Raw genomic sequence first — 24,280 nt, 5'->3', positions numbered from 1 at the left:
TCTTTCCGAAGCTGGTGGGGGCGCGGCCGGCGTGGCCGCGCCCGTCCGACGATCAGAACTTGGTGCTGACGCGGATGCCGTACTGGCGCGGCGGTGCGGCGAAGCGGCGGATGCCGTTGAGCGAGCCGATATAGTGCTGGTCGGTCAGGTTGGTGGAGAACCCAGCGATCGACCAGGTGCCGTTGTCGAGCGTCAGCTGCGCGTTGACGATGTTGCGCTCCGCCAGCCGGTCGCCGAGCTGCGGCTGCTGGAACAGCGTGCCCCAGACCGCGGCGATATGGGCATAGTCGACGCGCGGCGTCAGCGTCAGCCCGTCGGCGAGCGGGATGGCGTACTGGCCACCGAGGCTGAGCGTGAAGGCTGGCGAATAGCTCTGCCGACGCCCGCCCAGGTCGATGCAGGTCGCGGTCGCCGGGCCCGAGGTGGCGTTGCACGTGCCGGTGGTGGTGCGACGTGGATCGCGGGCGAAGAACTGGCCGAGCTCGGACTTCGACAGCGAGGCCGAGACGTCGAACAGGAAGCGGTCGAACGACCCTTGAGCCGATGCCTCGACGCCGTACAGCTTGGTGGCGCGCGGCACGTTGAAGATCGAATTGAAGTTGGGCGTCTGCGGGTCGACGATCGTGACCTGGAAGTTCTTGTAGACGTTGTAATAGCCGCCGAGCTGGGTGCGCAGGCGGCCACCCATCAGCGTGCCCTTCCACCCCAGTTCGTAATCGGTCACCTTTTCAGGCACGAAGGCGCGCGGGGTGACGCCGAACAGGTTGGCGCCGTTGAGGCCGCCTGCCTTCGTGCCGGTGGCGACGAAGGCGTACAGGAAGTGGTCGGGGTTGATCGTCCAGTTCAGCGCCAGCTTGCCGTCGACGTTGCTGTTGGCGTTGAAGTCGTTCTGGACCAGCGTCGTCTTGAACGTCGGCAGCGCGCCGAGGAACAGCTCGATCGGATAGCGCACGTCGTTGCGCGACGTGGTGCGCGACCAGCGCCCGCCGAGCGTCACCTGAAGCGCGTCGGTCAGGTGATAGCCGACCTGGCCGAAGGCGGCGGTGGCGGTGTGGGGGTTGGTGCCCTCGATGCGGAGCGAGCGCACCACGCCGGTCGGCGACAGCGAGACATAGCCGTTGCCGACGGGGAACTCGTATTTGTCATACTGGTAATAGGCGCCGACGAGCCAGGTGAACGGGCCCTTGTCGGGGGAGATGATGTTCACCTCCTGCGACCAGATATGCTCGTTGGCGAAATCCTGGAACGTGTCGCTGCGCGCCGCGGTGCCGTCGGCGTCGAGCGTTTCCTGGAGCGTGCCCTTCTGGAAACCGCTGATCGAGCGGATCATCAGCCCGCTGTCGAAGGTGTAGCTGATGTTCGCCGAGATGCGGCCGAACTCGTCCTGCCCCGACAGATAGGTGTTGCTGCTGATGACGAACGGGTCGCTGGTGTTGAGCGTCGGCGCGTTGGCGGTGCCGAAATACGCCGGGCTGTTGGGGTAACCGCCGACGTTGATCTTGTTGTAGTCGCCCTTGATCAGCACGCGCAGATGGGTGTCGGGCTGCCACAACAGGCTGGCGCGGCCGCTTTCCGAATGGAGGTTGCCGGGGTTGCCCGTCCACGGCCCGGTGATGGTGAAGAAGGTGTCGCGCTTTTCCAGATTGGTGGCGAGGCGGATCGCCAGCGTGTCGCTGAGCGGAATGTTGATCGCGCCCTGCGCCTTCAGCTGGTTGTAGTTGCCGTACTGGGCGGTGGCGAAACCCTTGATCTTGTCGGTGGTCGGGTTGGTCTCGGTGATGAACACCGCGCCGCCGGTCGCATTGCCGCCCGCGAAGGTGCCCTGCGGCCCGCGCAGCACCTCGACCGACTGGATGTCGTAATAGGGCTCGGTCTGGAAATAGCCCGGGAACGTGGCGACGCCGTCGCGATAGGTGACGACGCCGACACCGACCGAGCTCGAGATTTCCGACTTGCCGATGCCGCGGATGTTGAAGCTGTTCGCTTGGCCCGAGGTGTTGACGGTCAGCGACGGGGTGGCGAACTGGAGCTGCTCGACGCTGTTGACGCTCTTGCGGACCAGGTCTTCGCCGGTCAGCACCGAGGCGGCGACGCCGGTGCGCTGGAGGCTGGTCGAACGGCGTTCGGCGGTGACGACGACGTCGTCGCCGATCGTGCCGGGGATTGCGTTGGGATCGGCCGCATCGACCGGGTTCTGCGACGCCTGGGGCGTCTTCTGGGCGGTGGTCGCGGGCGAATCGGCGGGGCCGACCTGCGCCATGGCGGAACCCGACGTCATCATGGCGATCACCGACGCCGACAGCAGCAACGTGCGCATCCTATGTCCTCTCCGATTAGCGCGCTCTGCGGCGCGTCCGGTCATTGATTGACATCGCTGAAGGGCCGCTGTCAACTTTCATTATACGACTAGTGAAGATTATTTTTTAGGATAGGATGATGGTCGTGACGTCGCTCGAGCGGCGCGCGTGGAGAGGATGGTCGGCGGCTCGCGCTTGGTGGTCCGCCGCACGAAAGGACAAACGCGTCATGCGGATCGGGCATTTGCTAGGGATGGCGACGGCATTGGTCGCGGCGTCGGGAGTGGCGGCACAGGCGCCCGTCGCGCGGATCGATACCGGCAGCCTGCGCGGTGCCCGCGCGGGCGACACGATCGCGTTCAAGGGCATTCCCTATGCCGCGCCGCCGGTCGGCGCGATGCGCTGGCGACCCCCGGCACGACCGGCGTCGTGGCCGGGCACCCGCGAGGCGACGTCCTTTGGTGCCGCCTGTCCGCAGGGGCCGGAGCATCGCGAGCCTTGGGCGCAGGTCGGCCCCATGAGCGAGGACTGCCTGTTCCTAAACGTGTGGCGGCCGGTGCGGGCGGGGCGCTATCCGGTGATGGTCTTCATCCACGGCGGTGGCTTCACCTATGGCGCGGCGGGCGTGCCGCTGTACGACGGCGCGGCGCTGGCGGCGCGCGGGGCTGTGATCGTCACGATCAACTATCGGCTCGGCCGGCTCGGCTTCTTTGCGCATCCGGCGCTGACCGCGGAGGATCCGGGCGGGCGGCTGGGCAACTATGCGATCATGGACCAAGTCGCGGCGCTCGAATGGGTGAAGCGCAACGCCGCCGCCTTTGCCGGCGATCCGGGCAACGTCACCATCTTCGGCGAGTCGGCAGGCGCCGGCAGCGTCCAGCTGTTGATGGGGTCACCCGCGGGGCGCGGGCTGTTCCACAAGGCGATCTCGCAGTCGGGTTCGGGGTCGAGCGCCTTGTTCCCGATCCGCGGCGGCGCGATCAATGCCGAGAGATTGGGCGCGATGTGGGCGGAAAGCATCGGGTTGAAGGACGCGACGCCGGCACAGCTGCGCGCGGTGCCGCTGGCCGAGGTGGTGCGGAACGGCCGCGCCTTTCCCTGCATCGACGGCACGGTCGTCACGCAGAGTCCCGGCGAGCCCTTCTATCGCCAGGCTGAGATGCGCATCCCGCTGATGATCGGCGGCAATTCAAACGAATCCAGCCTGGGCGGGATGACCGAGGCGGCGGCAAGGGGGCTGCTGGGTCCCGATTTCCAGCCGCTGTTCGACGGCTATGTCGCGATGACCGGCAAGCCGCCGGCGTCGGCGGCGGTCGATCTGGCGGAGGATGTCGGCTTCGTGCTGCCTTCTTACGCCCTCGCCGATCGCCATGCGGCGGCGGGCAATCCGACCTTCGCCTATTATGTCGACCAGGTGCCGGTCGACCAGCGGGCTGGTGCGGCGGGGACCGATCATGGCGGCGAGCTGGAATATGTCTTCGGCACCAGGCCGGTCGAGCATCGCTGGGATGCGCGCGATACCGAGGTGGCGAGGCTGATGGGCGATTACTGGGTCCGCTTCGCGCGCACCGGCAACCCGAATGGCGGCGGCGCACCTCGCTGGCCGGCGGTGGGGAACCGGCCGACCGAGCGGCTGGTGATCGGCGCCGCAACCGGGGCGGCGCGGCTGCAGCCGGTGCAGGAACGGGCGAAGGACGCCGCGATGGCCGATGCGCGGCGCAAATGGACGGCGATGCCGCGGCCGTAAGCCCTGCCGCCGCCGGCCGCCGCCGGCGGGCTCAGCGGCGGCGTAGGATGTAGGAGATGATCGGGCTGCCGATGGCGAGGACCGCAAGCCCGGCGAACGGAAAAGCGATGCCGGCGGCGAATGCCAGGGTGCCGATGACGATCGGGATCCAGCTGGCGCGCAGCAGCGGGCGCAGCGCCTCCGCGCCGCTGCGCGGATCGTGGAGGTCGGGATCGGAAATGCCGATGCGGATGATCCGCTGGTTGAGCAGCCCCAGCAGCACCAGCCAGGCTGAATAGAAGCCGACGCCGACGCGCAGCTGCGCGAATTCCGCGACCACCGCGGTGGGGAAGGGCATGAACGCGACCGCGAGGAGAAGGAGCAGGTTCGCCCACAACAGGCGCAGGTTCGTCGCGCGCAAGGTGCCGAGGACGACATGGTGCGACACCCAGAAGCGGGCCAGCACGAGGAAGCTGATCAGGAAACCGACATAGCTGGGGACCAGGCTGAGCAGGGCATTGCCGAGCGACGCATCGTCGAAGCGCGTGACATGCGGCAGCTTCACCTCGATCACCAGCAGCGTCATCGCGATCGCGAACACCGCATCCGAGAAAAACGCCATCCGCTCCAGCTGCGCCTTGGCATGCGCGCGACTGTCGGCCTCGTCATCGTTGGTTTGCATCGTCTTGCCCCCTGGCTCACCCCGCGGCGGGGGAAGCCATGGGCGACGGGAGGCTGTCAAACCAAATACGTGCCCGACGCATCTTCGAGCGCGGAAATGGCCGCGCGGCACGCTCATTTCGCCCGAAGCGGATGCGTGCCCTATCTTTTTCGCCGTTAGCGTCTATATCCAGGGGGCTGACGTCGCCTGCGACGGATACCGGACCGCTAACGCCCTCCTTTGTCCTTTCTAGCCTCACGACGCCGGGATGCGCCACGTCGGCGCATGCCCGTCACCCCATGGACAAGGATACGCCCATGATCACCGGAACCGTAAAATTCTTCAACGCCGACAAGGGCTATGGCTTCATCGCGCCCGAAACCGGCGGCGCTGACGCCTTCGTGCATATCAGCGCGGTCGAGCGTGCGGGCATGAGCACGCTCGATAAGGACCAGCGCGTCTCGTACGAGCTCGAGACCGATCGGCGTGGCAAGACGAGTGCGGTAAACCTGCAGTCGGCTTGACCCGTGGTTGGGCGGGCGACCCCATCGGGGACGTCCGCCCGCCGTTCCCACGTTCCAGGAGGCGCCTCATGTCACCCACGGTTTTCTACCGAGCCCAGGCCGAGCAGCAACAGCAGGCCGCCGACGATGCCGACCTCGACAATGTGCGCGATCGCTGCCAGCGCGCCTCCGATGCCTGGACCGCCCTCGCCAAGCGCAGCGAGCGTAGCGACAATGCGCGGACCAAGGCGGATGCCGAACGGCTGCTTCCGGACGAGCCTGGCGCCTGATCTTGGACGTTCAGACCGCGGCGCGACCGGGCGCCGATGATCCGTTCCCCTGGGGCGAACTGATCGACACCGCCGACATTCCTGGCGGCGGCAAGCTGCATCTCTACCGTCACGAGGACGATTACGAGATATTGTTCGGCGAAGACCAGCTGATGGGCAGCTGGGCCTATCGCTCCGAAGAAGCCCTGGCGACGCTGGTCGCGGACCGGTTGGACGGTGCCGTGGACCGGGTGCTGATCGGCGGACTCGGCATGGGCTTCACCCTGGCTTCCGCACGCGCCGCCTTTGCCCCGCCGACGCGGATCGTCGTATCCGAACTGGTGCCGCAGGTCGTCGCTTGGGCGAAGGGCCATCTGGCGAGCATCGTCGGCAACTCGCTGCTCGATCCGCGCGTCACCGTCGAGATCGCCGACGTCCACGACATGATCGTCGCCGGCCACGGCCAGTATGATGCGATCCTGCTCGACGTCGACAACGGGCCGGACGGGCTGATCCACCTCGCCAACGAGCGGCTGTATTGCGACTGGGGGCTTCGCGCCGCCCACGCCGCCCTGCGTCCCGGCGGCATGCTGGCGATCTGGTCGGCCTATCCCGACGATGCCTTCAGCCACCGGCTGCGCAAGGCCGGCTTCAGGGTCGAAACCCGCGACGTCGATGGCGGCAACGAATCCGAACCGCCGCACGTCATCTGGCTCGCGGCCAGAGAACAGACGTCTGCGACAGCGGCGACGGTCGGCCTGATCCAGCTTTAGTCCGCCCAAGCTTTTCTTGCAATCCCTATCGGAATGATGGGATATGCTGGCGGGCAGGAGGTGACTCGTGCCGCCAACGACCGACGCCCCGGCATTGCCCGGGCTCCACCGGATCGAACGCCGGGGCCAGCCCGCGATCGATGCCGCCATATCCGCACTGCGCGCCAGCCGCGGCGCCTGGCGTGAGCGACAGGACCCGCTGCGGCGGGTCGACAGCTTTCCGGCACGCGCGGCACTGGGCCGGATCGTCGATCTGCTGGCCGCGGCGCTTTACCCGCGGCGGCTAGGCGGCTTTCGCGGCGCCGACCGCGACGAGGACGCCTTCGTGGCCGCCAAGCTGATTTCGGCCTTCGCCGAGCTGGAGAAGGAAATCGGGCGGGAGCTCGGCTATTGGCAGGCGGAGGCGAGCGCACCGTTCGACGCCGACCAGCCCGGCACGATCGTCCGGCTGTTCGCGACGACGCTGGGCGAGGTGCGTCGCCGGATCGACAGCGATGTCGAGGCCGCCTTCCACGGCGATCCCGCCGCACGCAGCGTCGACGAGGTGTTGCTGTGCTACCCCGGCGCTATCGCCAGCCTGCACCATCGCATCGCCCACGAGCTGTACGAGCTTGGCGTGCCGATCATCGCCCGGATCATCTCCGAACTGGCGAACGAGCGGACCGGGATCGACATCCATCCCGGCGCGACGATCGGCGACGGGCTGTTCATCGACCACGGCACCGGCGTCGTCATCGGCGAGACGGCGATCATCGGCGCGCGCGTCCGGCTGTACCAGCATGTCACGCTGGGCGCGGCGGCACGCTCCATTGCCAGTCCTCGCGAGCGCCACGCCCGCCATCCCATCGTCGAGGACGATGCGGTGATCTATGCCGGGGCGACGATCCTGGGTCGGGTCACGATCGGCGCGCGGGCGGTGATCGGCGGCAACGTCTGGCTGCTCGACGACGTGCCGGCGGACGCGCAGGTCTTTCAGCCGGAAGCGGCGCAGCTGTCGCATCAGGACCAGCCGTCACCCCGCCTGCCGATCGCGCGGGGGCACTGATGGGCAGCCGCCGCCCGATCGTCGGCGTCATGTGCTGCAACGAGCAGACGTCGCGGCCCATCCAGGCGGTGGCGACGCGCTTCGTCCGGCCGCTGGCCGATATCGCCGGGGCGTCGGTGGTGCTGGTGCCGGCGGTCGCGGATGCAGTCGACGCGCCGTCGGTTGCCGATACACTCGACGGATTGTTGCTGACGGGCTCGCGCTCCAATGTCGCAGGCCATCGCTACGCCGGCCCGAGCGACCCGGACGAACCGGTCGACGAGGAACGCGACGAGGTCGCGTTGCGGATGGGTGCGGCGATGATCGAGCGCGGGCGACCGGTATTCGGCATCTGTCGGGGCATGCAGGAGATCAACGTGCTGTTCGGCGGCACGCTGTCGCGCGAGGCGTGCGGGGATCGTCACCTCAGCGGGTCGTGGGACGATCACGAGGCGATCTTCGCGCACCGGCACGATGTGGTGCTGACCGACGGCGGGCTATTGTCGCGGAGCATCGGTCATCGCCGCATCAGCGTGAACTCGATCCACGAACAGGGTGTCGCCCGGCTCGGCACGGGCTTGCGGATCGAGGCGATCGCGCCCGGCGACGGACTGGTCGAGGCGGTGGCGACCGATGCCGGCGATGCTGCGGTGCTGGCGGTGCAATGGCATCCGGAATGCGATCTGGCGGCACCCGCGGGTGCCAGCTTCTTCACCTTGCTCGGCGCGGCGGTGCGCGGGGCATCGATCCATTCGTTTTCAACAAGGGGACTGCAATGAAGACCGTAATTTCCGCCACGCTGCTGATCGCCGGCGCGCTGACGCTCGCCGCCTGCACGAGGGGGACCGATGCAGGCAACGCGGTGACCGAGAACACTGCGCTGCTGAACGAGGAGGGCGCGGCCCCCGACACGAACCTGACCGTGGTCGACGAGCCCGATGCCAACGGCATTGCGCTCAACGCCGCGGGCGAGCTGCCGCTCGCCAACGACGCGACAGGCAACGCGTCCTGACCGGTTTTGAGGGGGCGAGTCGCCCCCGCACCACGAACGCCTGGTAAGCTCCCTGGCGCACCTCGGCCCGGCTTTCCGCCGGGCCGCTTTCGTGTGCGCCAGCGGTTGCCATGGGCGAGAGCCTCGTCGATGATGCAGCATGTCCACATCAGACCATGACGGCACGGCGATCGAGGCGCGGGTCGCCGCCGATCCCCGCTACGCCGCGCTCGTCCGCGACCGGCAGCGTTTCTCCTGGATCCTGACGATCGTCACGGTGGTGACGTACAGCAGCTTCATTTCGTTGATCGCGTTCGACAAGCCGCTGATGGCAACGCCGATCGGCAGCGGTACGACCAGCCTGGCGGTGGTGCTGGGCTTCGCCATGCTGGTGGGGACGGTCGCGATCTGCGCGATCTATGTCCGGCGCGCGAACGGCGAGTTCGACGCGCGCCTCGCCGCGATCCTGGCGGACGAGGCGGCATGATGCGCCGGCTGGCGCTGATCGCCGCGCTGCTGACGGGGCTTGGCTGGACCAGCGGCGCGAGTGCCGCGATCGCGGGCGCCGTCGCTCGCCAGCCGGTCAACTGGACCGCGATCCTGATGTTCGGCGGCTTCGTCGCGATCACGCTGTGGATCACGGGGCGCGCCGCGGCGAAGACCCGCAACGTTGCCGATTTCTACACCGGCGGCGGCATCACCGGATTCCAGAACGGGCTGGCGATGGCGGGCGACTATTGCTCGGCGGCGTCGTTCCTGGGCATCACGTCGCAGATCTTCAACGACGGCTATGACGGGCTGATCTATGCGATCGGCTTTCTCGTCGGCTGGCCGATCGTGCTGTTCCTGGTCGCGGAAAAGCTGCGCAATCTCGGCCGCTTCACCTTCGCCGACGTGGTGTCGTACCGCTTCCTGCAGGGACCGGTCCGCAGCTTCGCTGCGGTCAGCACGCTGCTGGTCGTCAGCTTCTATCTGATCGCGCAGATGGTCGGCGCGGGGCAGCTGATCCAGCTGCTGTTCGGCCTGCCCTATCTCTATGCGATCACGATCGTCGGCGGGCTGATGATGGTCTACGTCCTGTTCGGCGGCATGCGCGCGACGTCGTGGGTGCAGATCATCAAGGCGGTGATGCTGCTGTGCGGCGCGACCTTCCTGGTCCTTGGCGTGATGGCGCATGTCGGCTTCTCGTTCGAGGCGCTGTTCGCGCAGGCCGTGGCGGTGAAGACGAAGATGGCGCTGGCCGCGGGCCTGTCGCCCGGCGAGGCGGCGGCGAAGGCGCGCGCGATCATGGGGCCGGGCGGGTTCATCAAGGACCCGATCTCCGCGCTGTCCTTCGGCTTCGCACTGATGCTGGGGACGGCGGGCCTGCCGCATATCCTGATGCGCTTCTTCACCGTTCCCGACGCGCGCGAGGCGAGGAAGTCGATCCTCTGGGCGACGGTGTGGATTGGATACTTCTACGCGCTGACGTTCGTGCTGGGTTTCGGCGCGATCGTGATGATCTCGTTCAACCCCGACTATGTCGATGCAGCCGGCGCCCTGCGTGGCGGCAACAACATGGCGGTGATGCACCTGGCGCACGCGATCGGCGGCAACCTGTTCCTGGGCTTCATTTCCGCCGTCGCCTTCGCGACGATCCTGGCGGTGGTCGCCGGCCTGACGCTGTCGGCGGCCTCGGCGATCAGCCACGACATCTATGCCAGCGTGCTGCGAAAGGGGCGCGCCGACCCGAAGCAGGAGCTGCGCGTGTCGCGGATCACGACGATCCTGCTCGGCATCGCCGCGATCATCCTGGGCATCGTCTTCCAGAAGCAGAACGTCGCCTTCATGGTCAGCCTGGCCTTCGCGCTGGCGGCGTCGGGCAATTTCCCGGTGCTGGTCATGTCGCTGCTGTGGAAGGGCTGCACGACGCGCGGCGCGGCCTGGGGCGGCGGCGTCGGCCTGCTGAGCGCGTTCGGGCTGACGGTGCTGTCGCCGGTGATCTGGGTCGCCGTGCTCGGCTTCGCGACGCCGATCTTCCCCTATACCTCGCCGGCGCTCTTCTCCGTGCCGCTGGCATTCCTGGCGATCTGGCTGATCTCGATCCTCGATCGCTCGCCACGTGCCGCGATCGACCGGGCGGGCTATCCCGCACAGCGGCTGCGGTCCGAAACCGGGATCGGCATCCACGGCGCCGCAGCGCATTGAGGGGGTGGGCATGAGCGCTTCCGACCCGGCCAGCGGCGGCGTGGCGATCACGCGCGAGCGGATGAAGGCGATCGTCGGCGGTTCGACCGGCAATCTGGTCGAATGGTACGACTGGTATGCCTATGCGGCGTTCACGCTGTACTTCGCGCCGCATTTCTTCCCGTCGGACAACAAGACCGCCGAGTTGCTCGGCGCGGCGGCGGTGTTCGCGGTCGGCTTCTTCATGCGGCCGCTCGGCGCCTGGATCATGGGGATCTATGCCGATCGCCATGGCCGCAAGAGCGGGCTGGCGCTGTCGGTGACGCTGATGTGCGCGGGCTCGCTGCTGATCGCGATTGCGCCGACGTACGAGAGCGTCGGGCTGCTCGCGCCGGCGATCCTGGTCATCGCTCGGCTGATGCAGGGGCTGTCGGTCGGCGGTGAATATGGCGCGAGCGCGACCTATTTGTCGGAGATGGCGGGCCGGGGACGGCGCGGCTTCTTCTCGTCGTTCCAGTACGTCACGCTGATCGGCGGCCAGCTGGTCGCGATCGGCGTGCTGCTGGCGCTGCAGGCGACGATGTCCAGGCCGGCGCTGGAGGCATGGGGCTGGCGCATCCCGTTCGCGATCGGCGCGGTGCTGGCGGTGGTGGTGTTCTACATCCGCCGCGGGCTGGCCGAGACCGAGAGCTTCACCAAAGCGAAGGTCAGCGACGCGCCCAAGTCGAGTGCGCTGGCGCTGTTCAAGCTACACCCGCGCGAGGCGATGACGGTGATGCTGCTGACCGCGGGCGGTACGCTCGCCTTCTACGCCTATTCGATCTACATGCAGAAGTTCCTGGTCAACACCAGCGGCTTCGACCGAGAGACGGCGTCGCGGATCAACGGCGGCACGCTGTTCCTGTTCATGCTGCTCCAGCCGATCGCCGGAGGCTTGAGCGACCGGATCGGGCGCAAGCCGCTGCTGATCGGGTTCGGCGTGCTGGGCGTGCTGTGTACCTATCCGCTGTTCGCGACGCTGGAGACGACGCGCGATCCCGTCACCGCCTTCCTGCTGGTGATGGGCGGGCTCATCATCGTGTCTGGCTATACGTCGATCAACGCGGTGGTGAAGGCGGAGCTGTTCCCTGCGCATATCCGCGCGCTGGGCGTCGCGCTGCCCTATGCGCTGGCCAACACGATCTTCGGCGGGACCGCGGAATATGTCGCGCTCAGCTTCAAGAACCACGGCTGGGAGCGTGGCTTCTATTGGTATGTCACCGCGATGATCGGCGTGTCGCTGATCGTCTACATTCGCATGCGCGATACACGTTCGAATAGCGCTATCGCCGAGGATTGAGTTCAGTCCGAACCGTCGATTGCATCGAGCAGCCACTGGCGGAAGGCGCGCATCGGAGGCGACGGCTTGCGCGAGACGAGCCGGGTCAGCCAGTATCGGCCCGCATCGATCTCGGTCGAGAAGGGCTGGACCAGCCGCTCGGCGGTGAGGTCGTGGGCGAACATCGCCTTCGGCGCCAGCGCGACGCCGAGCCCCGCCATCGCTGCGCTCGCCATCAGCGCGGAACTGTCGAACAGCGGCCCACGCAGCATCGGCGCCCGCGCACCTGCGGCGTCGAACCACATCGTCCACTCACTGGCGCGATAGGAGCGCAGCAGTCGTTCGCGCGCGAGGTCGGCGGGGGTCGAGAGGCGGCGAGCGATCAGCGGGGTGCAGAGCGGCGTCAGCGGCGCGGGCATCAAGGGCTCGGCATGCGTGCCGTGCCACGCCCCGTCGCCGAAGCGGATCGCATAGTCGAGCGCCTCGCCCGCCAGATCGACGCGGTTGTTGTTGGTCGACAGCCTGATCTCGATATGGGGGAAGGCGGCGGCGAAGCCATCGAGCCGATGGAGCAGCCAGCCGGTCGCGAAAGTGCCGACGACGCCGATGTTGAGCGCCTCCTGATATCGCCCCTCGGCATAACGATCGAGCGTCGCGCCGATCCGGTCGAACGCCTCGGCGACGACGGGGACGAGCGCGACGCCGTCGTCGGTGAGCGCCAGCCCGCGTGGCAGGCGTTGGAACAGCCGCGCACCCAATCGCGCTTCCAATTGTGCGACCTGATGGCTGACCGCGCCCTGGCTGACGCACAGTTCGATCGCCGCGCGGGTGAAGTTGAGATGGCGCGCCGCAGCCTCGAACGCGCGCAGGGCATTGAGCGGCAATCGGGCGCGATCCATGGTGCTCGTCATGAGCTGAATTGATGGCTTCGTCGAGCGAAGATGCTTTGTCCCCGGCGGCACGCGGCGGCATTCAGCGCGGCGAAGGAGTTCGACCATGCGCGTTACATCACCGATCATCGATGCCGTCGCGATCGCCGCGGCCGCCCTGGCGCAGGTCGGCGCCGATCCGCTGACCCGGCCGATCGTGACCGATCGCGCCGCCGAATGGCTTGCCCCGCGGCCGCCGGTGCGAGTGTTCGGCAATACCTATCTGGTCGGGTTCGGCGGGTTGAGCGTCGCGCTGATCGATACCGGCGACGGGCTGATCCTGATCGACGGCGCGCTGCCGCAGGGGGTGGTGGCGATCCTGGCCAACGTCCGCAAGCTCGGGTTCGCGCCGCACGACATCAAGTACATCCTCAGCACCGAACCGCATTTCGATCACGCCGGCGGCCTCGCCGCCCTGGCGCGCGATACCGGCGCGACGGTGGTGGCGAGCCGGCGCGGGGCGGAAGGGCTGCGCAGCGGGCGGCTGGCAGCGGACGATCCGCAACTGGGCTATGACAGCCGCTTCCCGCCGGTGCCGCATGTCCGCCCGATCGGCGATGGCGAGGCGCTGCGGCTGGGACGCACCGTCGTCATCGCGCGGGCGACTCCGGGGCATACGATGGGGAGCATGAGTTGGACCTGGCGATCGTGTGAGGCGCGGACCTGCCGATCGATCGTCTTCGCCTCCAGCCTCAACCCGGTTTTCGCCGACGGCTATCGCTACAGCGCTCCGGCCAGCCGACCGATCGTCGACGGCTTCCGCCGAAGCCATGCGGTGATGGCGCGCCTGTCGTGCGACATCCTGATCACCGCGCATGCCGATCAGGATGGCGCGACCGATCGTTTCCGCACGGATCCGGGCGCTTGCCGCTCGCTCGCGAAGGCGTCGGCGGACAAGCTGGACAAGCGGCTGCGCGAGGAGCGTGGCCGCTGACGGCTACATCCGCTCGCGCGCGACGCGTTCCAGCACGCTGAGCGGCATCGCACCCATCGCGAGCACGCGGTGGAACGCCTTGGGATCCCAGCGAGCGCCGGCCTTCTTCTTCGCCTCGTCGCGCAGGCGCACCCAGACGGTGTGACCGATCTTGTAGCTGCAGGCCTGGCCCGGCCAGACGGTGTAGCGGTCGATCTCGCCCTGGCTGCGGCCGCGCGCGATGCCGGTGGTGGCGATCAGGTAGTCGGTCGCCTTCTCGCGGCTCCACCGCTTGGCGTGCATGCCGGAATCGACGACAAGGCGCGTCGCGCGGAACAATAGCGACTGAAGATAGCCGACCTGGCCGAGGGGATCGCCCTCGTACATCCCCATCTCGTCCGCCAGCTGTTCGCTGTAGAGGGCCCAGCCTTCGGAATAGCCCGAATAGAAGCCGCGGCGGCGGATCAGCGGGATGTCGTCGCTTTCGAGCGCGGTCATGACCTGGAGATGATGGCCGGGCACCGCCTCGTGATAGCTGAGCGTCGCAAGGCCGAACTTCGGCCGATCGAAGGTATCGCGCAGGTTGATGAAATAGATCGCCGGCCGCGTGCCGTCGAGCGAGGCGGACTGGTAATAGCCGCCGGGGGCCCCGGCCTGGATCGCTTCCGGCACGCGGCGGATTTCGACAGGCGCGCGAGGCAGGATCGCGAACTGCTCGGGCAGGCGCTTCGTCATCGCCGCGACCTGCGCGCGCAGCTGGTTCAGCAGCGCCTCGCGGCCCGGATCGGTGTTGGGATAAAGCTGATCGGGGCGCTTGTTGAGCGCGACGAGGCGATCGCCGACGCTGCCCTGGGTCATGCCCTGGCCCTTCAGGATCGTATCGATCCGCGCGCCGATCTCGGCCACCTGGGCGAGGCCGAGGCGGTGGATTTCGTCGCCGCTCATGTCGACGGTCGTCGCGGCGCTGGCGGCGGCGGTGTAATAAGCCTCGCCATCGGGCAGCCGCCAGACGCCGGCGTCGTGGACGGCGCGGGCGTGCAGCTGGGTGACGAGCGCACGCTGGCGGTCGAGCGCGGGAAAGACGCTCGTTTCCATCAGCCGGGCGACTGCGGTGGCGCGATCGGGCGGCAGGTTCGCGGCCTTCAGCTTGGCGGCGAGATCGGTGGCGGGGCCGGTCGCCTCGGGCGCCTTGTCGCGCACCGCCGCCAGCTGCTTGAGCGTGGTGTCGAGGATATAGTCGGGCGCGAACACGCCCTTGGCCGCATCCTCGCGCTGGCGCTCGGTCTCGGCGTCGATCGCGCGCGCGAAGGCGGCGACGCGGGCGACATAGGCGTCGGCATCGGCGGCGCTGGCGACGCGATGCTGGTTGGCGAGGAAGTCGGGAACGTCGCGATAGGCGCCGGTCAGCTGGGTCAGGACATAGGGGGCATAGCGGCCGGCGCTGGCGCCGTAGGTGTAGCGTTCGCCGGCGATGACGCGATCGAGGCCATAGGCGACGACGTCATAGTCGAGTCTGGCGGTGTCGCTCAGGCTCTCCCGCGGGATCGACCGGAGCATCGCCAATTCACGCTTGGCGCGGGCGAGCTGGCGGGCCTGGCCAGCACGCGACGTGTCGTCGAGGCGGCTCTTGAGCGCCACGCGCTGGCCGGTGTCGAGGCCGAGCGAGGTCGCCTGCTCCGGGCTGTCCTGAAGCCGGTCGTAGAAGAAGCGATCGAGCATCGCGCGCAGATCGGCGTCGCGGGTGGCGGCGTCGGCGACCGAGGGCAGGGCGGTGGCGGCGGCGGTAAGGCTGGCGCTGGCGAGGAAGTGGCGGCGGTGCATGATCTCTCCCGTGATCGCGGCTAAGTGGCTGCCGTAAATGACGAACCGGGCCGTGTCACGGTGACGGGATCAGGTGAAGCCTGGTCTGCCGCCCGTCGAGATAGGTTACCCGCCTGCCGTCGAACCAGGCGTCCTGCTCGGTCTTGAAGCCGATCGGCTGGCCGCCCCATTCGGGCACGGCGTGGGTGGCGCTGAGTTCGATCGACCAGGCGGTGTTCGCGTGGATCGCACCCTGCCCGCGCGGATCGGGCTGCTGATTGTCCCAGAAGCCGATCGAGGGGCCGGCGCCGTGACCATGATAGCCGATCGGATGCGAATAGATCGTCGGCGCCAGCCCTTGTGCGATCGCGGCGGCGCGGGCGGTGGCGAGCAGTTGGTTGCCGGTGATGCCGGTGCGGAAGCTGCCTGTCAGCGCGTCCTGGACCCGGTTGCTGGCGGCAAGGCCGTCGCGCAGGCCCATCGGCGCCTCGCGCTCGCCGGGGCGAAGGACGTAGGCATTTTCCTGCATGTCGGTGTTGAGGCGCAGATAGGTGATGCCGAAGTCGGTCCAGAGGAGATCGCCCGGCTGGATGACGGTATCGCCCTCCAGCGGCGTGGCGACGCCGCGGCGGCTGATCGCGACCGAGGGGTGGAACCACGTCGAGAGGCCGAGCGCGGTCACCTTGTCGCGCATCCACCAGACGACGTCGTCGGCGGTCGTCTTGCCGGGCGTGATGACCGCGGGCGAAAAGGCCTCGGCGATGATCGCGTGCGACAGGCGCGCGATGTCGGGGTAGAGCGCGATTTCGGCGGGGATGCGGGTTTCCAGCCAGCGCACCGGCAGCACCTCGTCGCGGACCAGTCGTCGGGTCCAGTCGGGGCCGAGCGCCCCGGTCAGCTCCTCCCAGGCCGACAGCGTCATGCCATCGGCATAGGCGGTGAGGCGAGAGGAATTGACCGCGATCCGCCGCGGGTTTCGTTCGCGGACGATCGCCGCCACGCAGCGCCATTGGTCGGGCTCGCCCGACGGGTCCCAGGCTGGCGCGAACAGGCCGCCGAGGCCGTAGCGGCTGACGGTCATCCGCTCGACCGGTCGCCCGTCGCCGGGATCGGCGAAGATCAGGATCGTGCGCCGCCGCGCCGCCAGGCTGCGCGCGTCGAGCATCGTGCGCACCACCGGATCCTCGAAATTCTCGCGCGCGACCAGGATCCACATGTCGACGCCGCGTTCGCGCATGATCGCCGGCACGACGGTGTCGAGGCGTTCCTTCAAGATGCGATCCTCGACTGCAGCGCGGGCGCGCATGTCGAGGACCGGCGGATAGGCGCGGGGCGCGGTCTGGGCATGGGCGCCCAGAGGCAGCGCGACGAGCAGGGCGAGGAGGCGGAGGAAGAGGCGGGTCATGGGGCATCGTCGCAGGCGGCTCGCGCCGCGGCAATGGCGTGTCGTTCTTGTCCGGCAACTAGTGCTTTACATGGGTGACACGGCTGATACGCTGCCCGTCATTACGTCGGGGGGACGACCAGTGCTGCAGATCGAACGGCTGACTCATGTCTATGGCAACGGCACGCGGGCGCTCGACGACGTCACGCTGACGATTCCGCCGGGGATGTTCGGGCTGCTCGGCCCCAATGGCGCGGGCAAGTCGACGCTGATGCGCACGATCGCGACGTTGCAGACGCCGACGTCGGGCAGCATCATGTTCGACGGCATCGACGTGATCGCGCAACCCGAGCTACTGCGGCGAACCCTGGGCTATCTGCCGCAGGATTTCGGCGTCTATCCGCGGGTGTCGGCCTACGACATGCTCGACCATATGGCGGTGCTGAAGGGCGTCGCCGGTCGAGCCGAGCGCAAGGACACGGTCGAGGCGCTGCTCAACCAGGTCAATCTGTGGTCGGTGCGCAAGAAGGCGCTGGCCGGCTTTTCGGGCGGTATGCGCCAGCGGTTCGGAATCGCGCAGGCGCTGATCGGCAACCCCCGTCTCATCATCGTCGACGAGCCGACCGCGGGGCTGGACCCCGAAGAGCGCAACCGCTTCCTCAACCTGCTGGCCGAGATCGGCGACAACGTCGTCGTGATCCTGTCGACTCACATCGTCGAGGACGTCGCCGACCTGTGTCCGCGGATGGCGGTGCTGGCGAGCGGGCGCATCCTGCTGGAAGGACCGCCGCTCGAACTGATCGCGGCGACGCGCGGGCAGGTGTGGCAGAAGACGATCCCGCGCGACGAGCTGGAGGCGTATCGGACACGCTATCGCGTCATCTCGACGCGGCTGTTCGCCGGGCGGACGATCATCCACGTCATGGCGGACGGGTCGCCGGGCGACGGGTTCGAGCCGGTCGAGGGCGGGCTGGAAGACGTCTATTTCTCCACGCTCGACGCCTCGCGTCGCGCGGCCTGAGGGGGCTGGCCATGTTCGCCGGCATCCTCGGCTTCGAATGGCGATATCAGCTGCGCAACCCGGTGTTCTGGGTCGCGGTCGTCATCTTCTTCCTGCTCGCGTTCGGCGCGACCACGGTGGACCAGATCCAGATCGGATCGGGCGGCAACGTCCACAAGAACGCGCCGTTCGCGCTCGCGCAGATGATGCTGATCCTGACGCTGTTCTACATGTTCGTGTCGACCGCGTTCGTCGCGAACGTGGTGGTGCGCGACGACGAGACCGGCTTCGGCCCGATCGTCCGTGCGACCCGCGTCACCAAGGGCGCGTATCTGTTCGGCCGCTTCGGCGGCGCGTTCCTGGCGGCGGCGATGGGCTTTCTGGCGGTGCCGCTGGGCGTGCTGGTCGGCAGCGTGATGCCGTGGGTCGACGCCGAGACGCTGGGGCCGAACAACCCGGCCTATTATCTGTCGGCCTATCTGTTCCTGGCGGTGCCCAACATCCTGCTGACGTCGGCGCTGTTCTTCGCGCTGGCGACGGTGACGCGGTCGATGATGGCGACCTATGTCGGCGTCGTCGCGTTCCTGATCCTGTTCACGGTGGCGAGCGTCGTGCTCGACAAGAACCCGGCCTATGAACTGTGGGGCGCCTATGGCGAGCCGCTGGGGATCGGCGCGGCGAGCTATCTGACCAAATATTGGACCGCGGCCGATCGCAACGCGATGACGATCTCGATCGCGGGTATCCTGCTGTGGAACCGGCTGCTGTCGCTGGCGATATCGGCGGCGGCACTGGGCATCGCCTATGCGACGTTCCAGTTTGCCACCAAACCGTCGAAGAAGGCGCGCAAGGCGGAAGCGCTGGCCGAGCACGCCGAGGCGCCGGTCACGGTGCGGCGGGCGGGCGCGCTGCCGAGCCCGCGCCACGATCGCGAGACGGCGCTGGCGCAGCTGGCGGTGCGCACCCGGCTGGAGATGGTGCAAGTGTTCCGCAGCCCCGCCTATGCGGTGCTGCTGGCGCTCGGCCTGTTCAACTCGATGGCGGCGCTGATCGATCTGGGCGAAGTGTTCGGCACGCCGGTGCTGCCGGTGACGCGCGTCGTCATCAAGCTGCTGGAGGGGTCTTTCTCGATCATCCCGGTGATCGTCGCGATCTATTACGCCGGCGAGCTGGTCTGGCGCGAGCGCGACCGCAAGACGCACGAGATCATCGACGCGAGCGCGATTCCCGACTGGGCGTTCGTGCTGCCCAAGGTGCTGGCGGTGACGCTGGTGCTGTTCTCGACGCTGATCGTCAGCGTGCTCGGCGCGATGCTGATGCAGCTGTTCCACGGCTATAGTCACTTCGAGATCGGCAAGTATCTGCTGTGGTACGTGCTGCCCGAGACGGTGGACTATACGCTGCTCGCGGTGCTGGCGGTGTTCGTCCAGGCGCTCAGCCCGCACAAGTTCGTCGGCTGGGGCATCATGGTGCTCTACATCGTCGCGCGCACGACGCTGGGGCAGCTGGGCTTCGGCGACGTGCTGTACAACTATGGCGCCGGGCCGGGCGTGCCGCTGTCCGACATGAACGGCCAGGGGCGGTTCTGGATCGGCGCGTGGTGGCTGCGCCTCTATTGGTCGGCGTTCGCGGTGGTGCTGGTCGTGCTGGCGCATGCGCTGTGGCGGCGCGGGACCGAGACGCGGCTGCGGCCACGGCTGGCGCGCTTGCCGCGGCGGCTGAAGGGCGGGGCCGGCCTCGTCGGCGGGGTGGCGCTGGCGGTGTTCGCCGCCACCGGCGCGTTCATCTACACCAACACCCACGTCTGGAACGAGTATCGCACCCCGGTATCGGACGACGAATTCGCCGCCGACTATGAGAAGACGCTGCTGCCGTTCGAAAAGGTGCCGCAGCCGTCGGTCCAGGCCGTGAAGGTCGCGGTCGACCTGCGGCCTGACCAGCCGGGGCTGACCGCGACGGGGCGAATGGTGCTGGTGAACCGCACCGGCAGGCCGCTCGACCGGGTCGATGTCAGGCTGGGCGATCGCCGGACGAAGCTGGTGTCGGTCACGATCCCGGGCGCCAGCGTGGCCAAGGATTTCCCGCGCTTCCAGTATCGTGTCTACCGCCTGTCGACCCCGCTGGCCCCGGGTGCGACGACGACGCTCGATTTCCGTACCGAGCGGCGCCAGCGCGGCTTCGCCAACAGCGGCAACGACAGCCGCGTCGTCGCCAACGGCACCTTCGTCAACAACGGCGAGTTCGCGCCGGTGATCGGCATGGACCGGCAGGAGCTGCTGCAGGACCGCGCCAAGCGCCGCAAATACGGCCTGCCGTCGGAATTGCGCCCGCCGAAGCTGGAGGATCTCGCCGGCACGCGCTTCAGCGCCTTCCACGTCGATTGGGTGAAGACCGACATCACCGTGTCGACCGATGCCGACCAGACCCCGATCGCGCCGGGCGAGCGGGTGGCGGATACGACCGCGAACGGGCGGCGGACGGCGCGGTTCGTGACCGCGGCGCCGATCCTGAACTTCTATTCCATCCAGGCCGGGCGCTATGCCGAGAAGCACCGGATGCACAACGGCATCGACTTGGTCGTGTATTACGACCCGCAGCACGGCGCCAACGTCGACCGGATGCTGGCCGCGTTCGCGCACGGGCTCGACCTGTATCAGCCGGCGTTCGGGCCGTACCAGTTCAAGTCGGCGCGGATCATCGAATTCCCGGACTATGCGCAGTTCGCGCAGGCCTTTGCCGGCACGATGCCCTATTCCGAAGGGATCGGCTTCATCGCCGACCTCTCCGACCCCGACAAGATCGATTACGTCAGCTATGTCGCGGCGCACGAGCTGGGGCACCAGTGGTGGGCGCATCAGGTCATCACGTCGGACAACCAGGGCGCGACGATGGGGATCGAGACGCTCGCGCAATATTCGGCGCTGATGGTGATGGAGCATCTGTACGGGCGCGACCAGATCCGCCGGTTCCTGAAGTATGAGCTGGATCGATACCTGCGCAGCCGCGGCGGCGAGGTGATCGAGGAGCTGCCGCTCGCCAGGGTCGAGAACCAGCAGTACATCCATTATCGCAAGGGCAGCCTGGCGATGTACCGGCTGAAGGACGAGCTGGGCGAGGCGCGGGTCAATGCGGCGCTGAAGCGGTACGACCAGCGCTTCCGCTTCACCGGCCCGCCCTATCCGCGCAGCCTGGACCTGATCGCCGAATTCCGGCGCGGGGCAACCCCGGCGGAGAATGCGCTGATCACCGACCTGTTCGAACGCATCACGCTGTACGACATCAAGACGACCGGCGCGACGGTGAGCCGGCTGGCGAATGGGCGGTATCGCACGACGCTGACGGTCGAGGCGCACAAGCTGTATGCCGACGGTCGCGGCAACGAGCGCGAGGCGCCGATGACCGAGACGGCGGAGTTCGGCGCGTTCGCGGCGATGCCGGGCCGCGGCACGTTCGCGGCGAAGGACGTGCTGGCGCTGAAGCGGCTGCCGATCCGGTCGGGGAAGCAGACGGTGGTGCTGGACACGGCGGCCAAGCCGGCGTTCGCGGGCGCCGATCCGTACAACACGCGGATCGATCGCAATTCGGACGACAACGTCACCACCGTCACGGAGTGACGGGGCGCCGTCGTCAGCGGCGACGGCGGCTCCACCACAGGCCGGCGGCGAGCGTCGCGGCGGCGATGCCGGCACCGGTCGTTACCGCTTTGCCCGCCTTGGTTCGTGGGCGATGGGGGCGAAGGCGTGCGAGCAGCGGGGTGCGCGCGGACAGCGCCTCGAACATCTCGCCGGGGCCTTCGGGATCGAGGATCTTGTTGTCGGCGAGCCATGCCTGGACGGCGTCGAGCTCGGGCACCTCGTAAGGGCGTAGCGACCGGCCGTCGCCGCGCAGTCGCTCGACCGTCTCGATCAGCGAGCGCGTCTCCGCGATCGTCGCCGCCACCGTGGCAACGTCGACGCCCAGATGCTCGGCGAGCAGGCCGTCGCGGATCGCGGTGATGGTCTGGCGTTCGTCGGCATTGCCACCGCGCTCGGCATCGATGACGATGTCGCATTCGGTGTCGAGGCGAAGCGAACGATTGTTGAAGTTCGACGAGCCGACCCGAAGGATCGTGTCGTCGACGATCGTCACCTTGGCATGGACGTAGATCGGCGTCCCGCCGGCGGTGTAGGGGTTGTAGAGGCGCAGGCGATGGTGCGGGTCCTGGTCGCGCAGCGCCTCGACCAGCCGGGCGCGTGCCGTGTCCATCGCCAGCGGTTCTAGCCAGCCCTGCGCGGTCACCGGATGGACGATGACGAATTCGGGGCCGTCGGGTTCGCGCAGGCGCTTGCCGATCGCCTCGGCGACCTTGCGCGAGGCGAAATACTGGCTCTCGGCGTAGAACAGCTTCTTCGTCCGGGCGATCAGGTCGATATAGAGTGCCTCGACCTCGTGGCGCGGATCCTGGCCGGCCATTTCGGGGACGGTGAGCGCGATGCCGACCTCGACGTCGGTGAAGTCGGCGGCGACGTCGGTGGGCCAGCTGCTGTCGACGTCGTCGATGGCGGGCAGCTCGTCGCCGCCCGACAGCTGCCAACGCCCGCGGCACATGTCGCCGAGCGCGCGCGCGGCGGGGCCCTCGAGCAGCGTCGTCGCGTCGTGCCAGGGGCCGTAGGGCGTGCCGTCGGGCTCGACGCGACGGGGGGCGTCGTCGTCGTGGTCGCGCGTGTCCCAGCGGTCGACGGTCATGTCGATCCCGCCGCAGAAGGCGACCGCGTCGTCGATCACGACGACCTTCTGGTGATGCGATCCTGCCGGCGGGTGATGACCGTCGAGGCGCAGGTGGACCTGCGGGTCGGCGATCCACTTGGCGATGCGCAGCAGCGTGCGGCCGTGCGCAAGCGTCTTGATCGCGCCGGTATCCCAGCGGAGGATATGGACCTGAAGCCCCGGCGTCCGCTTCACCAGCCAGCTGATGAAGCGGCCGATCTCGATCGGCGCGCCGTCGTCGACATCGCCGCCGAAGCGGATGCGCGCGTCGAAATCCCAACCGACGAGCAGGATCTGCTTCTTTGCGGTCAGCATGGCGGCGCGGGCGATGCGGAAATAGTCATCGGCATCGATGATGACGCGCGCGCGCGTGGCGCGTTCGATCCGCCAGCAGTTGCGACCGGTTTCGAGCAGGGTGTCAGACGCCATGGGGCGTCGCTAACTCACTTGAGCGGCGGCGGCTATCGTCAAAGGGTTACGACGCCGTCCAGGCGGTGACGTCGTCTTCGCCGGCGATCAGTGCCAGGCCGTGCGCGATCGAGGTCAGCTCGCCGCCGGAGACGATGCGCTCGGCGCCGAAGCGATCGGTGAACAGGCGGCGAACGGCGGGGACGAGCGAGGTGCCGCCGGTCAGGAAGATGCGGTCGATCCGGCCATCGTCGACGCCTGCGGTGGCGAGGGCGCGGTCGAGCGTCGCGGCGATGCGCTGGACGTCGTCGGCGATCCAGCCCTCGAACTCGGCGCGGGTGACGTCGGCCTCGATATCGACGCCGGCGCCGTGGAAGGCGAAATGGGCGCCCTTGCCGGTGGTGAGCGCACGCTTCAGCTTGCTGACCGCGTCGTAGAGGGGGAAGCCCAGCTCGTTGTCGATCAGCGCGATCATCCGGCCGATTGCCTCGGGATCGAGCGCGCTCTTCTTCAGCCGGTCGAGCTCGGCGAGGGTGCGGCGGTTGCGCATCAGTGCGAGCTTCGACCAGTCGGCGACATCGGCGAAATAGCCCGGTGGAATTTCCAGCACCTTGTCGAACGAGCGATAGTCGCCGCCCTTGCCGAGGAACGGCAGCACGAGCTTGTCGACGATGCGCGCATCGAAACGGTCGCCGGCCAGGCCGATGCCGGCATGGCCCATCGGCGTGCAGCGCTGGGCGGCGCCGGGAGCGTCAACGCGGACGACCGAGAAGTCGCTGGTGCCGCCGCCGAAATCGGCGACGAGCAGGGTGGCGGGCTGCTCAAGCTGCGCGGCAAAGCCATAGGCGGCGGCGAGCGGTTCGTAGACGTAATGCACGTCGCGCGCGAAGCCAGCGAACATCGCGTCGTAGCGCTGGCGCGCGATCGCCTCGTCGGGGCGGCTGCCGGCATAGGTGACGGGGCGGCCGACGACGACGCGATCGAGCCGGTCGAGCGCGCCAGCGGCATGGCTGCGCAGCTTGTCGAGGAACAGGCGGCCGAGGTCTTCGAAGCGGTAGCGCTTCTCGAACACCGGCGCGGTGTCGAACGAGGCGCTGGCGGCGACCGACTTGAACGACTGGATGAAGCGGCTGTCGCTGGGAAATTCCAGATATTCGCGGATCGCCGCCGGCCCCGCCTCGACCGCGAGGCCGCCGCGGACGTCCTCGTCGTGCCAGAAGCACAGCGCGGTGCGGAATACGCCGTCGGCGGCGCCGTCGAGCGGGATCAGTGCGTCGGCGGTCGCGGCGACGGTGTTGGTGGTGCCGAAATCGAGCCCGAGCACGCGGCGATCGGTCATGGCGGCGGCGCTCCTGATTCGCTGACGAGCGGA

At 68.2% G+C, this 24,280-nt stretch carries 20 protein-coding genes; 13 read left to right on the top strand and 7 right to left on the bottom strand.

What is annotated here, in order from left to right:
* Positions 1–52 precede the first annotated feature (52 nt).
* The gene (locus GGQ80_RS09245; RefSeq protein WP_183983991.1) at positions 53–2,317 is read right to left on the bottom strand and encodes a TonB-dependent receptor; all 2,265 of its coding nucleotides are present in this window, start codon (positions 2,315–2,317) and stop codon (positions 53–55) included.
* Positions 2,318–2,526: 209 nt separating this feature from the next.
* Here GGQ80_RS09245 and GGQ80_RS09240 point away from each other — a divergent pair, with 209 nt between their 5' ends.
* On the top strand, positions 2,527–4,044 hold the full coding sequence (locus GGQ80_RS09240; protein ID WP_183983989.1) for a carboxylesterase/lipase family protein: 1,518 nt from the start codon (positions 2,527–2,529) through the stop codon (positions 4,042–4,044).
* 31 nt (positions 4,045–4,075) lie between these two features.
* On the opposite strand, the gene GGQ80_RS09235 is transcribed toward GGQ80_RS09240, so the two are convergent.
* Positions 4,076–4,705, bottom strand: a complete 630-nt coding sequence (locus GGQ80_RS09235) for a TMEM175 family protein (RefSeq protein ID WP_183983987.1) — start codon at positions 4,703–4,705, stop codon at positions 4,076–4,078.
* 296 nt (positions 4,706–5,001) lie between these two features.
* On the opposite strand from GGQ80_RS09235, the gene GGQ80_RS09230 reads away from it, so the two are divergent.
* The 9 genes from GGQ80_RS09230 to GGQ80_RS09190 all read left to right on the top strand — a co-directional run bounded on the left by GGQ80_RS09230 (position 5,002) and on the right by GGQ80_RS09190 (position 11,749).
* Positions 5,002–5,208, top strand: coding sequence for a cold-shock protein (locus GGQ80_RS09230; protein WP_183983985.1), 207 nt, complete (start codon positions 5,002–5,004; stop codon positions 5,206–5,208).
* A gap of 68 nt (positions 5,209–5,276) precedes the next feature.
* Positions 5,277–5,477, top strand: a complete 201-nt coding sequence (locus GGQ80_RS09225) for a hypothetical protein (protein WP_183983983.1) — start codon at positions 5,277–5,279, stop codon at positions 5,475–5,477.
* A gap of 2 nt (positions 5,478–5,479) precedes the next feature.
* Complete coding sequence (locus GGQ80_RS09220) at positions 5,480–6,229, top strand: spermidine synthase family protein (RefSeq protein WP_183983981.1); 750 nt, start codon at positions 5,480–5,482, stop codon at positions 6,227–6,229.
* Between the two features lie 94 nt (positions 6,230–6,323).
* Positions 6,324–7,274, top strand: a complete 951-nt coding sequence (gene epsC / locus GGQ80_RS09215) for a serine O-acetyltransferase EpsC (protein WP_183984117.1) — start codon at positions 6,324–6,326, stop codon at positions 7,272–7,274.
* Positions 7,274–8,032, top strand: a complete 759-nt coding sequence (locus GGQ80_RS09210; protein ID WP_183983979.1) for a gamma-glutamyl-gamma-aminobutyrate hydrolase family protein — start codon at positions 7,274–7,276, stop codon at positions 8,030–8,032. Before epsC ends, GGQ80_RS09210 begins: the two co-directional genes overlap by 1 nt.
* Positions 8,029–8,265, top strand: a complete 237-nt coding sequence (locus GGQ80_RS09205; protein WP_183983977.1) for a hypothetical protein — start codon at positions 8,029–8,031, stop codon at positions 8,263–8,265. Before GGQ80_RS09210 ends, GGQ80_RS09205 begins: the two co-directional genes overlap by 4 nt.
* Positions 8,266–8,404: 139 nt before the next feature.
* Positions 8,405–8,731 (top strand): DUF485 domain-containing protein, encoded by a 327-nt coding sequence (locus GGQ80_RS09200; RefSeq protein ID WP_183983975.1) that lies wholly within the window; start codon positions 8,405–8,407, stop codon positions 8,729–8,731.
* On the top strand, positions 8,728–10,431 hold the full coding sequence (locus GGQ80_RS09195; RefSeq protein ID WP_183983973.1) for a cation acetate symporter: 1,704 nt from the start codon (positions 8,728–8,730) through the stop codon (positions 10,429–10,431). The genes GGQ80_RS09200 and GGQ80_RS09195 overlap by 4 nt, the downstream gene beginning before the upstream one ends.
* A gap of 10 nt (positions 10,432–10,441) precedes the next feature.
* Positions 10,442–11,749, top strand: a complete 1,308-nt coding sequence (locus GGQ80_RS09190) for an MFS transporter (RefSeq protein WP_183983971.1) — start codon at positions 10,442–10,444, stop codon at positions 11,747–11,749.
* A gap of 2 nt (positions 11,750–11,751) precedes the next feature.
* Here GGQ80_RS09190 and GGQ80_RS09185 read toward each other — a convergent pair whose 3' ends face one another.
* Positions 11,752–12,627 (bottom strand): LysR family transcriptional regulator, encoded by an 876-nt coding sequence (locus tag GGQ80_RS09185; protein ID WP_183984115.1) that lies wholly within the window; start codon positions 12,625–12,627, stop codon positions 11,752–11,754.
* Between the two features lie 97 nt (positions 12,628–12,724).
* On the opposite strand from GGQ80_RS09185, the gene bla reads away from it, so the two are divergent.
* A complete protein-coding gene (gene bla / locus GGQ80_RS09180) occupies positions 12,725–13,591 on the top strand; it encodes a subclass B3 metallo-beta-lactamase (RefSeq protein ID WP_183983969.1) in 867 nt (288 codons plus the stop codon).
* Positions 13,592–13,594: 3 nt separating this feature from the next.
* Here the strand turns inward: bla and GGQ80_RS09175 are convergent, their stop codons facing one another.
* Both GGQ80_RS09175 and GGQ80_RS09170 read right to left on the bottom strand, forming a co-directional pair.
* Positions 13,595–15,391 carry a DUF885 domain-containing protein gene (locus GGQ80_RS09175; protein WP_183983967.1) on the bottom strand — a complete coding sequence of 599 codons (1,797 nt, stop codon included), beginning with the start codon at positions 15,389–15,391 and terminating at the stop codon, positions 13,595–13,597.
* 55 nt (positions 15,392–15,446) lie between these two features.
* Positions 15,447–16,775 carry a M24 family metallopeptidase gene (locus tag GGQ80_RS09170; RefSeq protein ID WP_183983965.1) on the bottom strand — a complete coding sequence of 443 codons (1,329 nt, stop codon included), beginning with the start codon at positions 16,773–16,775 and terminating at the stop codon, positions 15,447–15,449.
* Between the two features lie 70 nt (positions 16,776–16,845).
* Between GGQ80_RS09170 and GGQ80_RS09165 the strand changes: the two genes are divergently transcribed.
* Positions 16,846–17,775, top strand: a complete 930-nt coding sequence (locus tag GGQ80_RS09165; RefSeq protein WP_221364287.1) for an ABC transporter ATP-binding protein — start codon at positions 16,846–16,848, stop codon at positions 17,773–17,775.
* Positions 17,776–17,786: 11 nt separating this feature from the next.
* The gene (locus GGQ80_RS09160) at positions 17,787–21,368 is read left to right on the top strand and encodes an ABC transporter permease/M1 family aminopeptidase (protein WP_183983963.1); all 3,582 of its coding nucleotides are present in this window, start codon (positions 17,787–17,789) and stop codon (positions 21,366–21,368) included.
* A gap of 13 nt (positions 21,369–21,381) precedes the next feature.
* Here GGQ80_RS09160 and GGQ80_RS09155 read toward each other — a convergent pair whose 3' ends face one another.
* The gene (locus GGQ80_RS09155; protein ID WP_183983961.1) at positions 21,382–22,929 is read right to left on the bottom strand and encodes a phospholipase D-like domain-containing protein; all 1,548 of its coding nucleotides are present in this window, start codon (positions 22,927–22,929) and stop codon (positions 21,382–21,384) included.
* 46 nt (positions 22,930–22,975) lie between these two features.
* Positions 22,976–24,247 carry an Hsp70 family protein gene (locus GGQ80_RS09150; protein WP_183983959.1) on the bottom strand — a complete coding sequence of 424 codons (1,272 nt, stop codon included), beginning with the start codon at positions 24,245–24,247 and terminating at the stop codon, positions 22,976–22,978.
* Positions 24,248–24,280: the final 33 nt, after the last annotated feature.

The organism is Sphingomonas jinjuensis (genome assembly GCF_014197105.1).
Lineage (GTDB): Bacteria > Pseudomonadota > Alphaproteobacteria > Sphingomonadales > Sphingomonadaceae > Sphingomonas > Sphingomonas jinjuensis.
The sequence above is the reverse complement of the archived record's forward strand: the minus strand, read 5'-3'. Positions and strand labels throughout refer to the sequence as shown.